Origin of the sequence: Micromonospora salmantinae, from assembly GCF_022230905.1 — a bacterium.
Classification (GTDB): Bacteria; Actinomycetota; Actinomycetes; order Mycobacteriales; family Micromonosporaceae; genus Micromonospora; species Micromonospora salmantinae.
On the sequence record NZ_JAKKFG010000044.1, the window covers coordinates 232,289 to 245,489 of the forward strand.

Here is a 13,201-nt window from a genome sequence, read left to right on the forward strand (position 1 = left end):
GGGTCAGGGCCGTTGGTCTCGCGCCGGGTGGGCGTCGGGCCCGGTCAGCGGCGCCTCGGCCAGACCGCGGACCACTACCACCGGGGCCGGGGAGTGGTAGAGCAGGGACTGGGCGACCGCGCCCAGCATGGCCCGCCCCGGTTCGTCGCCGCGGGCGGCGACCAGCGCCACCTGCGTGTTGCGGGAGGTGTCGATCAGCACCTCGGCGGGGTCGCCGCGTACCACGCGACACTCGGTCGGCACTGTGCTGTCGCGGCCGGTGTGCCGGGCCAGTGCCTCGGTGAGCTGCTCGGCGACCGCGTCGGTGTCCTCGTCGTACTCGACCACCCGCAGCGCCAGCAGTCGAGCGCCCCGGCGGGCCGCACACTGCACGGCCCACTGGAGGGCGAGGTGGGAGCTGGGCGAGCCGTCGACGCCCACCAGCACCGGGCCCTGCGGCGGCGGCTCACGTCGGACCACCAACAGGGGGCAGCCGGCGCGTGCGGCCAACTGCACGGCGGTCGTCTCGGCCGGAACGCACTGGCCGCTGCCCGCCATGCCGCTGTCGCCGACGGCCAGCAGGAAGGTGCCCTCCGAGCGGCGGATGAGGGTGGGCAGCATGGCGCTCTCGACGATCTCCCCGCGTACGGTCAGCCCCGGCTCGGTCTGGTGGGCGAGCTGGGCGGCGCGGGTGATCAGCTCTTCGGCCTGGTCGCGGGGTGCGGCGACGGTGTCCGCGGCGAAGGCCGCGCGCCAGTCGAAGGTGTGCAGCAGGTGCAGCGGCCGGCCGTGTCCGGCGGCCTCCTGCGCGGCCTGTTCGACGACCGGGAGGTCGAGTTCCGACCCGAGGCCGACCAGCACCGCTGCGTCGGCGGGTGCGGCCATCCGATATCACCTCCCGGGCGTCGCGCCCGGCACGACCAAGCTGTCCCTGACCGAGGGTAGTCGGATGAGCGTGGCGGCGGGCGGGATCGGATGGCTCGGCCGGTCAGGTCGGTGCGGACCTGAGTGTGTCCACAACCGGACGCCGTGCGGCAACCATCGCGGGGATGGCGGTGAGCGCGGCGATGGCGAGCAGGACTCCGAGCGCGGTGGCGAGCAGGGAGGAACCGGGTGGGTACTGGACTTCGCCGGTGCTGACCAACGTAACGAGCCCGACGCCGGCCGGGATCCCCACTGCGACGCCGGGTATGGCTGGAAGCAGTTGCGCTACCGCCAGCCCCAGGCCTGCCTGCGCGGGCGTCGCACCGAGCGTCCGCGCGACGGCCAGTGGCTGCCGGGCGTCGAGGACCGCGCCCAAGGCGCTCACGACGGCGTTGATGAGCGCGAGAATGCACAGCACGACGGTGAGCACGAGCGTGGCCTGCTCGCCCCGTTCCACCCGGGGGTTGGCGAGTTCGGTGTAGCCGAGGTCGAAGTGCACCGCCTGGCTGTTGACCATGAAAACGCCGACGAGCGTGGTTGTGGTGATCAGGGCGTTCACGGTGACCAGCCGGGCGCGGCGCGGCCGGCGCGCGTTGATGCGTACCCCGATCAGCAGGGGGGTGGGCAGCCGCCGTGACAGCCAGATGCGCCACCGCCGACGCCGCGGTGGTGTTGCGGCGTCGGCGAGCGCGTGAACGGTGCTGGTGGTGGCGGCGCGCAACACCGGCACCAGAGTCGCCGCCACAGCGATCGCGAGGGCAAGGACCACGACGGCGACCACCATGCGTAGCGCAGGTGGCTGGGCGTTGACGGAGCCGATGAGCCCGGCGCTGGGGCGGATCAGCGCGGGTGCGGCGAACCAGCCCGCGGCCAAGCCCGCGGCGGCGGCCGCAAGCCCGATCACGAGGTACTCGGCGAGGTGGACGGCGGCGATCATGGCCGGGCCGGCGCCGACGGCCTTGAGCAGCCCCACCCGGCGACGTTGGCCGATGATCCGGCCCGCGACGATGCCGGCGACGCCGGCCAGCGCAAGGCCGTTGAGCAGCCAGCTGCCGACGAGCAGGGCGATCTGCGCGTCGCTGTACAGCCGACCGTTGAGGTAGCTGATCGCCTGCCAGGTGGTGAGCTGGTCGCCGATGGGGTATGTGCTGCTGGCCGCCGGGTCGGCGAGTTTGAGGTTGAGGGTGTACGACAGGGGCTGGCTGCCGGCGAGCGTGGCGATGTTGCTGTGGTCGACCCAGACCAGGCCGCCGCGCTCGACCAGGACGCTGCCGGGATAGTGCCACCCGGCGTACGGGTACGTCGCTCTCGCGGCGGTGACCGCGGTCCCGATCACGCGCAGCGGATGGCCGCCGATGTTGACCGTGTCGCCGATGCGGATGCCGAGGGCGTCGGCGAAGGCGCGCTCGACGACCACGCCGCCGGGGCGTACCCAGGTGCCGTCGGTCACGGCGGGCCGGTCGATCGATGCGGGTGCGGTGTCCCGGCCCGCCACGACGGTGTGCGCGGACTTGCCGTGGGCCGTCATCGTCAGGTAGGCGATCGGGAAGGGGCCGCTGTGATCGGTGACGCCGGCCCCGGTGCTAAGCGATGCGAGTTCGTCCAGTGCGGCCTGGCCGGTGGCCCGGGGTGTCACGATCACGTCCGGGCCGGCGGTGGCCGTCCGGGTCTGTTGGTACGGCCGGTCCGCGAGTTCGTTGAGGGTGAGGCCGACGGTCAGTGTGGCGGTGGCGGCGGTGATCGCGGTCAGAAGCAGGACGGTTTCGGTTCGGCGACGGCGCAGGTCGCGCATCAGTAGCCGGCAGACGAGCAGGAGGCGGCCGGCCATGTCAGCTCCGCCCGCCGTAGAGGGTGCCGGTGGCGGTGCTGGCAAGTCGGTTGTCGTCGACGAACGCGCCGTCACGCATGGCGATCACCCGGTCGGCGACCGCGGCGATGCGGGGGTCGTGGGTGACCACCACGAGGGTCTGTCCTGCGGTGCGTAGCTCCTCGAACAGCCGCAGCACGTCCAGGGTGGCGGCGCTGTCCAGGTTGCCGGTGGGTTCGTCGGCCAGCACGACCAGCGGCTCGTTGCTCAACGCGCGGGCGATGGCGACCCGCTGGCGCTGCCCACCGGACAGTGCCGAGGGCAGGTGCGTGGCGCGGTCGGCCAGCCCCACCCGGTCCAGCAGATACATCGCCCGCTTGCGGGCCCTGCCTGGTGAATGGCCGGCCAGCAGCGCGGCCAGCTCCACATTCTCGACCGCGGTGAGCTCGTCCATGAGGTGGAACGACTGGAAGACGAACCCGAGGCTGTCACGCCGCAGCCGGGCCAGGGCCCGTTCGCTCATCGTGTCGATCCGACGGTCGGCCAGCCACACCTCACCGCCGGTCGGGCGTTGCAGCCCGCCGAGCAGGTACAGCAGGGTGGACTTGCCGCAGCCGCTGGGCCCCATCACCGCCAGCGACTGCCCGGCCGGCACGTTCAGGTCGACCTCGTCGACCGCGCGGACCAGCGCGTGCTCGTCGCCGTAAAGCATGCTCAGGCCATGCGCCTGCAATACCGTCGACCCGGTCACGCCCCCGCCTTCCGTCCGGTCGGATCAAGTTCAGCCCATAGGCGTTCGCACGCCTCCAGCCATTCCAGGTCGGCCCGCAGCCGCAGCACGACACCCTCCAGCAGCAGCCCGGCAACCGGATCCACCGATCGCTCCAACGCGGCCCGTTGGGCGTCGCGCAGCCGGCGCAGCACCTCACGCCGCTGGGCGTCAACCAGGGCCACCGGATCGGCCAGCCGGGCTGTCGCGGCAGCGACCAGCTTGAGGTGAAACTCCGCGAGGTCCGGCTTCGGCCAGTTCACTTCGGCCAGCCAGGTGGCGACTCGCTGCTGCCCCTCCGGGGTCAGCGCGTACACCCGGCGTTCGGGCCGGTCCGGTAGGCCCTCGGCCCGCTGCGAGGTCACCAGCCCTGCCTTGCCGAGGCGGGTCAGCGTCACGTAGATCTGCCCGGCGTTCATCGCCTCGCCCAGCGGGCCCAGCGCGGCACGCAGCCGGCTGCGCAGCTGGTATCCGTGCGCCGGCTCCTTGGCCAGCATGGCCAGCACCACGTCCTGCACGGAGCACATCCTTCGTCTAGATCGTTAATGGATAACGGCTAGCTATAGCGCTGTCAAGTCGGTGGGTGGGGTGCGGCGGACGGAACAGGCAAGCGTTCGTCAACCAGGGTTGACACGAGACGCGCTGTCAACGTATGTTGACGGCATGAGTCAGGCGACAGAACTCGCGGCGGCAGCCGGCAGCACCGACCCCCGGGTCGGGCTGCGCGCCGTCCGCGCGCTACGCCGGCTGCTCGAGCGGCTCGAGGTGGTCCAGGTGGACAACGCCCGACGACAGGGTTGGTCCTGGCAGGAGATCGCCGACACGCTCGAGGTCAGCCGGCAGGCAGTGCACAAGAAGCACGCCGGGCGACCGGCGGTCAACTCATCCTGGGAGGCGTGATGTTCGAACGGTTCACCGACCGGGCGCGCGACGTGGTGCGGCGGGCGCTGGAGGAGGCACGGGTCGAGGGCCAGCGGCCGGTGGGCACCGAGCACCTGCTGCTCGCCCTGCTCGCCGACGAGGCCGGGCTGGCCAGCCGGGTGCTCGCCGACGCCGGGGTACGCGCCGACGACCTGCGCGAACGCGTCCGCCGGCACACCGCCAGCGGCGGCGCGGGCCTCGGCGACGCGGACGCCGCAGCGCTGCGGGAGATCGGCATCGACCTGGCCGCGATCGTGGCCCGCATCGAGCAGTCCTTCGGCCCGGACGCGCTACGGGAGGCGGTGCCGGCGCCACGCCGCCGCTGGGGGCGTAGGCGGTACCTCGGCGGCCCGTTCTCGCCCCGCTCGAAGAAGGTGCTGGAGCTGTCCCTGCGTGAGGCCCTGCGGCTGCGCCACCGGCACATCGGCACCGAGCACATCCTGCTCGGGGTGCTCCGGGAGGGCAACGGGCTGGGCGCGTTGGTGCTCACCGAGTCCGGTGTCGACCTCGACGATCTGCGCCGGCGGGTGGAGCTTGCACTGCGGGCGGCGGCCTGACGGGTGGGGCCGGGTTGAAACGTGTCTGTGGCACTTCCGACGTGCGCCGGTCGCCGGGTCGCTGAAGCCGTCCGGGTGCTGCACACTGGCGCCGTGGATGCTGGACAGGACAGGCGGCCCTCGGGCGGCGACGGCGGGTTGCGCTCCGCTGTGGTGGTCAACCCGGTCAAGGTCGACGATCTCGACGAGTTGCGCCGTACCGTCGACGACGCCCTGACCGCGGCCGGCTGGCCCGCGCCTCAGTGGTACGAGACGACAGTCGACGACCCGGGGCGTGGCCAGACCGAGCAGGCCGTCAAGGCCGGCGTCGACCTGGTCTTCGCCTGCGGGGGCGACGGCACAGTGATGTCCTGCGTCAGCGGGTTGGTCGGCACCGACGTGGCCCTCGCCGTGCTGCCGCAGGGCACCGGCAACCTGCTCGCCGCCAACCTGGGGCTCTCCACCGACCTCGCCGCCGGGTTGCAGGTCGCCGTCGAACGCGGCCGACGGCTGCTCGACGTCGGCGCCGTCGAGGACAGGTACTTCACAGTGATGGCCGGCATGGGCTTCGACGCCCAGATGCTCGAAGCCACAAACGAGACCACCAAGGCCCGCATCGGCTGGCCGGCGTACGTGATGGGTGCCGCCCGCCACCTACGGGACCGGCCGATGCGGGTGCAGATCCGCATCGACGACCGGCCTCCGCTACGCCGCCGGGCCCGTTCGGTCCTGATCGCCAACGTCGGCCGGCTGCAGGGCGGCGTGACCCTGTTGACCGAGGCCGAGCCGGACGACGGCTGGCTCGATGTCGCCGTGCTCACCCCGCGCAACCTGCGGCACTGGCTCGCGCTCGGCTGGGCGGTGGTCCGCCGCAGCGGCCAGGTGCCGCAGCTCGAGATCTTCCGGGGCCGGCGGGTGGTGGTCACCAGCAACCGGGCGCAACCTCGGGAGTTGGACGGCGACCTGATCTCCCCGGGCCGGCAGTTGCGGGCGGAGGTTCGGCCGCAGGCGCTCTGGCTCTGCGTCCCCCAGCCCGAGGACGCCCCCGACCTGGCCGTCGACGCGCAAGGTGCCGGGGAGCGGGGCGAGCAGCTGATCGAGGAAGCCCGCAGTGAGTAGTACCCGGATCGTGCCGGAGACCCGGCTGATGGCCGACGAGGAGCTGTCCGCCGACGACGCCTGGCACACACTGCGCGGACAGGGCGGTTGGCACCTGCTGCGGGACGCGTTCATCCGGTTCCGCTACGGCGACGGGTTCAGCCACTCCCGGGCCTTCGCGCTGCAACTCTGCCTCGCCGTGGTGCCGTTCCTGATCGCCCTCACCGGCCTGATCAGCGAGCTGGGCGTCGAGGAGGGCGGCCAGGTGGTCGCCGACACCGTCCTGGCGCTCACCCCGGGCCAGAGTTCGCAGATGGTCGGCGAGCTGCTCGGCGAGGGCGAGCGTGTCGAGGACGCCGGGGAGCTGGCGCTCACCCTCGGTCTGCTCACCGGCCTGTTCGCGCTCACCACCACGATGGCCCAGATCGAGCGGGGCGCCAACCGCATCTACGGCGTCGAGCGGGACCGCCCGGCGCTGCGCAAGTACCTGCGAGCCGCCGTGCTGGCCGTCACCGCCGGCCTGCCCGCGCTCGCCGGCTTCCTGATCCTGGTCGGCGGCGGCGCGATGGGCGACTCGGTCCGCGAACACTACGAGTGGGGCGAACTCGCCCACGGCATCTGGGACGTGATCCGCTTCCCGCTGAGTCTCGGGCTGACCGTGGTCGCCGTGGCCGTGCTGTTCCGACACGCGCCGCGCCGCAACCAGCCCGGCCTGTCCTGGCTGTTGTTCGGTGCCGGCATCGCCACGGCGCTGTGGTGGCTGGCCAGCCTGCTGCTCGCCGCGTACGTGCGGTTCAGTGACGGTTTCGGGCAGACCTACGGCGCCCTGACCGGCATGATGGCGCTGCTGCTCTGGGCCAACCTGACCGGGATGGCGCTCTTCGGCGGGCTGTCCTTCGCCGCCCAACTGGAGGCGCTGCGCATCGGTGCGCGCGAGCCCGCCCAACCGGATCTGTGGGAGCCCGACCCGGACCGCGCCGAGCTGTACGACACCGGGGACATGTCGGCGCTCTAGCAGCACCGGCGTGTACGACGGACGCGGATCGGGTAAAGCGCCTCGCCAGACACACAAGGGAGGTGCGGGGTGACCGCGGTCAAAGAGGTGGCGCACCGTCCGATCGGTCATTTCGCCGAACGGAGCATTGCCGGTCTGGTGGCCGTCACCGGTGCCGGGGTGGCCTTCGGGCTGCTGTTGTTGCTCGTCCGGGTGCAGTGGAGCCCGTTGCAGGATGTCGACCACGGGCTCGCCGAGTGGTTCAACGGGCTCGTCGCCCCGCACCACGCGCTGGTCACCGTCCTTCAGGCGGTGACGGACCTGGGCGGCCGACCGATCCTCATCTGGTTGGTCACCATCGCCGTGGTCGGGTTGCTGATCCGGCGGCAGCCCCGACTCGCCGTCTATCTGATCATCACGGGGGTCGGTGGCCTGATCCTGGACCCGTCACTGAAGACGCTTGTCGGCCGGCTCCGCCCGGTAGTGGACGTGCCGATCGCCAGCGCGCCCGGCAACAGCTTCCCGAGCGGGCACGCGCTCGGCTCGTTCGTCGCGTATGGAGCGCTGCTGCTGGTGTTCCTGCCGGCGATGGCGCCCCGCTGGCGCAAGCCGGCCATCGTCGGCGTCGGTGTGCTGGTGGCACTGGTCGGGCTGACCCGGATCGCGCTGGGCGTGCACTTCGTCTCCGACGTGCTGGCCGCCTGGCTGCTCGGGGCCGCCTGGCTGGGCGTCACCGCGTACGCCTTCCGACTGTGGCGGCGGGAGCGGGGGCGGCCGGTGCCGCCGCTGACCGAGGGCCTGGAGCCGGAGGCGGGGCACGACATCGCCCCCGCCCCGGCCGAGGAACACGTGCTGGCCCATCCCCGCTCGGCGGTGGCCGAGCTGCTGGTCGGCTGGGTGATCGTGTTCGGGGCGCTGTACGGCTTCGGCACGTACGTCAGCTACCACGCCAAGGGCACCTTCTTCGACACCCTCGACACGAAGGTGCCGCAGTGGTTCGCCGAGCGGCACACCGAGGTGCTGACCGACGTCAGCTGGTGGTGGAGCAAGTTCGGTGACACCCATGCCATCCTGCTGATCTCGCTGGTGTTCTGCCCGCTGGTGCTGGCGGTGTGGCGGCGCTGGCGCCCGGTGCTCTTCGTGGCGCTGGCGATGGTGGGGGAGTTGACCCTCTTCCTGGCGTCTGCCCGCGCGATCGACCGGCCGCGTCCGCCGGTGGAGAACCTGGACGGGCAGATGCCCACCTCGTCGTTCCCGTCCGGGCACATCGCGGCCACGATCTGCGTCTGGCTGGCGATCACCCTCATCGTCTTCCCGCGTACCGACCGGTGGTGGCGTTGGATCTTCGTGGCGCTGGCAGTGCTCATGCCGGTCGGGGTGGCCACGTCCCGGATGTACCGGGGGATGCACCACCCGACCGACTTCATGGGCGCGATCCTGCTCTCCGCGCTCTGGATCGGCTTGCTCTACCTGGTGATCCGCCCCAACGAGGACCTGAAGGAAGGCAACCGGCCGGCCATCGAGTCGGAGGACGTGGACACCCTCGACGACGAGCTGGCGCGGGCCGGCCGAGCCGACTAGGCGCCGCCGTCGTGCTGCGGGTGATGACCTGGAACATCCGCACCGGCGGGCGGGATCGCGGCGGACTCGACCGGTTGGATCAGGTGGTCCAGGTCGTCGACGAGCAGGCGCCGGACGTGTTGGCCCTGCAGGAGTTGCGCGGCTTCGACCGGGACGGGCTGATGGCCAGCGTGGCGGGCCGGGTGGGAATGATTCCCCACCTGGCCCGGTCCTGCTTCGGGCAGCCGGTGGCGGTGCTGGTCCGGCCGCCGTACCGGGTCGTCGACGCGGGATCGGTGCGTCGTCCGTTCCACCACGCCGCCGCCCGCGTCGTGGTGGACACGTCCGCCGGCCCGTTCACAGTGCTGGGCACCCACCTCTACCCGTACTCCGGGGGTCGGCGGCGGATGGAGGTCGACTGGTTGGTCGCCGCGATGCGCCGTGACCAGGGGCCGCTGACGCTGGTCACCGGTGACCTCAACTCGCTCGACCCGACCGTCGACCACACCGCCCGCCTGGCCGGCATGCCCACCCTGTACCGGCGGCGGCACCTGCGTCGCTCCGGTGGCGCCGTGGACACCCGCGCGATCGGCCGGCTGCTCGCCGCCGGCCTTGTCGACCTGTGGCCGTCGGGCAATGTCGACGCACCGGAGGTCGCCGGTCACACCGTGCCCACCCGGCTCGGCGGGACCGAGTTCGCCGGGATGCGGTTGGATTATCTGCTCGGCAGCCCGGCGGTGGCGCGACGCACGCACGACTGTCGGGTGATCCGCGACGGCGCGGCGGCCACCGCCTCCGACCACTATCCACTGCTCGCCACGCTGGAGCTGTCTCCCGGCTGAGACGCGCGGGGCTCAGAGCACCAGATTCAGCAGGACGGTCAGCACCACCGAGGCCACGATCGAGAAGAGGATCATCAGGAGGCAGCCGAGGCCCCCGCCGAGCGGGCGGATCTCCGTGTTGCCGAAGCGCATGACGTTCACCTGTCCGTGAGTGCGGGATGAGGGGCGAGCAGGTGCCGGATCGCGTCCGCGACCGCAGTCGGGGCGGTCGTGACCACGTTGTGCGCGGCACCGGGAACGACCACCAGGGCCGCCTGCGGCACCAGCCGCGTCGCCTCGTCCCGCCACCGTCGCGGCACGACCGGGTCGCGGCCGCCGGTCACGACGACGGTCGGCGCGCTGACCCGGACGAGGTCCACCTCGATGGCGTTGCGGACCGAGTGCGACAGCGTGGCGAGGACCCGCCAGGGCCGGGCGTTCCAGACGTCCCGTACCAGGATCGGGGCCTGTAGCGGCGCCTCGCGCAGGCTGTCCACCAGCCAACGACCGAACTGGTCCCATCGGGACCGGGCCGCCGGGTCGCTGGTCGGCCCGGCCAACACCAGCGCGCGTACCGCGTCGGGGCGGGTCGCGGCGACCGCGGCGGCCACCTCCGCGCCGAACGAGTGCCCGAGCAGGCAGACCGGCGGCAACCGGTACGCGGCCAGCCAGGCGGCCAGGTGGTCGGCGTGCCGGCGGACGTCGTACGCGCCCCGGGGGTGTTCGGTGAGCCCGAAGCCGGGCAGGTCCGGCACGTACGCCTGATGGGTGGCGGCGAGCGCGACGGCCAGCGGGGTGAGATACCGGTGCGAGACCGCCAGGCCGTGTACGAGCACCACTGGCGGCGCCCCGGTCCCCGGGTCGGCGCTGCGGCGGGTGTGGGTGCGTAGTCCGTCGACGACCCGCCACTCGCTGGTCAGCCCGCCGGCCGGCCGGGGCGCGGCCATGGCGAGCCGCAGCTCGGCCGGCCCGAACCGGCCGACGGCGCTGCTGCGGGTCGATCCGGGCGGCCGAGGTGCCGCACCTCGGTTCACAGCTCGCGCAGCCGGGGCAGCAGTTGCTCCTGCGCCCAGTCCAGGAACATCGGCTGGGTCTCCCCACCGACCTGGATGATCGCCACGTGCGTGAAGCCGGCGTCGACGAACTTGCGGAACGCCTCGACGTGCGCGTCCACCTCCGGACCGCAGGAGATGCCCTCGGCGACGTCCTCCTCGCGGACGAACTGGGTGGCGGCGGCGAAGGACTCCGGGCCGGGCAGGTCGGCGTTGACCTTCCAACCCATTCCGAACCAGCGGAACTGGTCGTGCACGATCTTGCGGCACTCCGCCTCGTCGGGGCCGTAGCAGATGGCCACCTGGCCGTAGCGCGGCTGGCCGGCGCCCCCGGCGTCGTCGTACATCTCGATGATGTGCCGGTCGGGTTCGGTGGAGATGAGGCCGTTGCCGTACTCGGCGGCCAGCGTCGCGGACTGTCGACCGGACGCGGCGATGGCCATCGGCACCGGCCGTTCCGGGCGGTCCCAGACGTACGCGTCGGGCACGTCGAAGTGGTTGCCGGAGAAGGTCAGCGTCTCCCCGTTGAGCAACGGGCGGATGATCTGCAACGCCTCCTCGAACATCTCGTGCCGCTGCTGGACGTGTGGCCAGCCGCCGACCACGTGCTCGTTCAGGTTCTCCCCGGCGCCCAGGCCGAGGGTGAAACGGCCGTCCGAGAGCGCCCCGATGGTGCTGGCCTTCTGCGCGACCACGGCCGGGTGGTAGCGGCGGATCGGGCAGGTCACGAACGACATCAGCTCCGCGCGGGAGGTGGCATGGGCGACCGCGCCGAGCACCGACCAGGCGTACGGGGAGTGGCCCTGGGAGTCCAGCCAGGGGTAGTAGTGGTCGGACATCACCAGTTGGTCGAAACCAGCCGCCTCGGCGCGTACGGCATGGTCCACCAGCTGCTTGGGCCCGGCCTGCTCGCTCATCAGGGTGTAGCCGACGCTGACCATCCTGGTATCCCCTCTCGCTGACGGATCGTTCCCGGGATACCCCGGTGCACGGCGGTCAACCCTCCCGTCCGGTTCGGCTGCCGTAGTGCTTGACGGATCCCGGCCGCCTGCCTACCGTCGCTCTTAACCGGTTAAGAGCCGGGTGTGGCGCACATCCTGTGGTGGGGATGACCGCCCCGTGACGGCCTGCGTCCGCGTGGGCCGTTGCGGCTGTCCGGGCTGCGGGCCCGTCTACTGAACCGGTTGCGGGGACCAATCCATCGTCCTACGCTGATGCCTGCGCCGGAGCCGGGCGCGGCTGCCGGGCTGCAGCCGCCTTCCCCTGTCACGTCCCACCCCTGTCGGGCACCGGGGGTCCTCCCTGAGGAAGGCCATGAAGACTCGACTCTCCGCCGCCGGCGCGACACTTCTCGCGTTGCTCGTCACAGTGCTGGCGTTCGGCCAGCCGGCGCACGCCGCGGCTGGTTTCTCCGTCGCTGGCGGCAAGTTGTACGACGCCAACGGCGCCGAATTCATCATGCGCGGCGTCAACCACGCGCACACCTGGTACCCGCAGCAGACCAGCTCCTTCGCCGACGTCAAGGCCCTCGGCGCGAACACCGTGCGGGTGGTGCTCTCCAGCGGCGACCGGTGGACCCGCAACACCAACGCCGACGTCGCCAACGTCATCTCGCTCTGCAAGGCCAACCGGCTGATCTGCGTGCTGGAGGTGCACGACACCACCGGGTACGGCGAGCAGAGCGGCGCGATCACCCTCGACCGCGCCGTCGACTACTGGCTCAGCCTCGCCGACGTCCTCGCCGGCCAGGAGAGGTACGTCATCGTCAACATCGGCAACGAGCCGTACGGCAACCAGAACTACGCCTCGTGGGCCACCGACAGCGCCAATGCCATCAAGCGCCTGCGGGCCGGCGGGTTGACCCACACGATCATGGTGGACGCGCCGAACTGGGGGCAGGACTGGTCGTTCACCATGCGCGACAACGCCGCGTCGGTCTTCGCCGCCGACCCGGCCCGCAACACCGTGTTCTCCATCCACATGTACGGGGTGTTCGACACCGCCGCGGAGATCAGCGACTACCTGGGCCGGTTCCGTACCGCCGGGCTGCCCATCGTGGTCGGTGAGTTCGGCTTCAACCACTCCGACGGCAACCCGGACGAGGACGCCATCCTCGCCTACAGCCAGGCCAACGGGATCGGCTGGCTGGGCTGGTCGTGGAGCGGCAACGGCGGCGGCGTCGAGTATCTCGACCTGGCCACCAACTTCAATCCGGCGAGCCTGAGCGACTGGGGCCAGCGCCTCTTCAACGGAGTCAACGGCATCCGGCAGACCTCCCGCGAGGCCAGCGTCTTCGGCGGCACCCCACCGCCGACGACGCCTCCGCCGACCACCCCACCCCCGACGACGTCGCCACCGACGACGCCCCCGCCGAACGGTGGCTGCACGGCGACGTTCACGGTGACCAACCAGTGGCAGGGCGGCTTCCAGGGTGAGGTACGGGTGACCGCCGGCGCGAGGGCGATCACCGGCTGGACCGCCGGGTGGACCTTCGCCAACGGCCAGCGCGTCACCCAGTCCTGGAATGTGGCCCTCACCAGCAGCGGAACCACGGTGACCGCCCGCAACACCGACTACAACGGACGGCTGGCCGCCGGTGCCAGCGCCAGCTTCGGCTTCCTCGGCAGTTGGACCGGCACCAACAGCCTGCCGGTGGTGAGCTGCACGGCGAGCTGACCGTCGGACCGGTGGTCGGGTCCGCGCCGGACCCGGCCACCGGACACCGTAGTGGTCAGTGCTC

General features: G+C 71.9%; 13 protein-coding genes. 7 read left to right on the forward strand and 6 right to left on the reverse strand.

Features of this window, described 5'->3' with window-relative positions:
* Positions 1–3: 3 nt before the first annotated feature.
* The 4 genes from PSH03_RS28670 to PSH03_RS28685 all read right to left on the reverse strand — a co-directional run bounded on the left by PSH03_RS28670 (position 4) and on the right by PSH03_RS28685 (position 3,997).
* On the reverse strand, positions 4–864 hold the full coding sequence (locus PSH03_RS28670) for a universal stress protein (RefSeq protein ID WP_210786680.1): 861 nt from the start codon (positions 862–864) through the stop codon (positions 4–6).
* Between the two features lie 103 nt (positions 865–967).
* Positions 968–2,731 (reverse strand): FtsX-like permease family protein, encoded by a 1,764-nt coding sequence (locus PSH03_RS28675; protein WP_238690951.1) that lies wholly within the window; start codon positions 2,729–2,731, stop codon positions 968–970.
* Between the two features lies 1 nt (position 2,732).
* The gene (locus tag PSH03_RS28680; RefSeq protein WP_238690952.1) at positions 2,733–3,461 is read right to left on the reverse strand and encodes an ABC transporter ATP-binding protein; all 729 of its coding nucleotides are present in this window, start codon (positions 3,459–3,461) and stop codon (positions 2,733–2,735) included.
* Complete coding sequence (locus PSH03_RS28685) at positions 3,458–3,997, reverse strand: PadR family transcriptional regulator (protein ID WP_238690953.1); 540 nt, start codon at positions 3,995–3,997, stop codon at positions 3,458–3,460. The genes PSH03_RS28680 and PSH03_RS28685 overlap by 4 nt, the downstream gene beginning before the upstream one ends.
* Positions 3,998–4,142: 145 nt before the next feature.
* On the opposite strand from PSH03_RS28685, the gene PSH03_RS28690 reads away from it, so the two are divergent.
* The 6 genes from PSH03_RS28690 (at position 4,143) to PSH03_RS28715 (ending at position 9,430) form a co-directional block, all read left to right on the forward strand.
* Complete coding sequence (locus tag PSH03_RS28690) at positions 4,143–4,379, forward strand: HTH domain-containing protein (protein WP_030336062.1); 237 nt, start codon at positions 4,143–4,145, stop codon at positions 4,377–4,379.
* On the forward strand, positions 4,379–4,957 hold the full coding sequence (locus PSH03_RS28695; protein ID WP_210786666.1) for a Clp protease N-terminal domain-containing protein: 579 nt from the start codon (positions 4,379–4,381) through the stop codon (positions 4,955–4,957). The genes PSH03_RS28690 and PSH03_RS28695 overlap by 1 nt, the downstream gene beginning before the upstream one ends.
* A gap of 93 nt (positions 4,958–5,050) precedes the next feature.
* On the forward strand, positions 5,051–6,055 hold the full coding sequence (locus tag PSH03_RS28700) for a diacylglycerol/lipid kinase family protein (RefSeq protein ID WP_238690954.1): 1,005 nt from the start codon (positions 5,051–5,053) through the stop codon (positions 6,053–6,055).
* Positions 6,048–7,049 (forward strand): YihY/virulence factor BrkB family protein, encoded by a 1,002-nt coding sequence (locus PSH03_RS28705; RefSeq protein WP_210786664.1) that lies wholly within the window; start codon positions 6,048–6,050, stop codon positions 7,047–7,049. The genes PSH03_RS28700 and PSH03_RS28705 overlap by 8 nt, the downstream gene beginning before the upstream one ends.
* A 69-nt stretch (positions 7,050–7,118) precedes the next feature.
* A complete protein-coding gene (locus PSH03_RS28710; protein ID WP_210786662.1) occupies positions 7,119–8,609 on the forward strand; it encodes a phosphatase PAP2 family protein in 1,491 nt (496 codons plus the stop codon).
* A gap of 11 nt (positions 8,610–8,620) precedes the next feature.
* Positions 8,621–9,430, forward strand: coding sequence for an endonuclease/exonuclease/phosphatase family protein (locus tag PSH03_RS28715; protein WP_238690955.1), 810 nt, complete (start codon positions 8,621–8,623; stop codon positions 9,428–9,430).
* A 137-nt stretch (positions 9,431–9,567) separates the two neighbouring features.
* Here PSH03_RS28715 and PSH03_RS28720 read toward each other — a convergent pair whose 3' ends face one another.
* Positions 9,568–10,443, reverse strand: coding sequence for an alpha/beta fold hydrolase (locus PSH03_RS28720; RefSeq protein ID WP_238690956.1), 876 nt, complete (start codon positions 10,441–10,443; stop codon positions 9,568–9,570).
* Positions 10,440–11,402, reverse strand: a complete 963-nt coding sequence (locus tag PSH03_RS28725) for a TIGR03557 family F420-dependent LLM class oxidoreductase (RefSeq protein WP_210786659.1) — start codon at positions 11,400–11,402, stop codon at positions 10,440–10,442. The genes PSH03_RS28720 and PSH03_RS28725 overlap by 4 nt, the downstream gene beginning before the upstream one ends.
* Positions 11,403–11,775: 373 nt before the next feature.
* Here PSH03_RS28725 and PSH03_RS28730 point away from each other — a divergent pair, with 373 nt between their 5' ends.
* Positions 11,776–13,137, forward strand: a complete 1,362-nt coding sequence (locus PSH03_RS28730) for a cellulase family glycosylhydrolase (protein WP_238690957.1) — start codon at positions 11,776–11,778, stop codon at positions 13,135–13,137.
* Positions 13,138–13,201 lie beyond the last annotated feature (64 nt).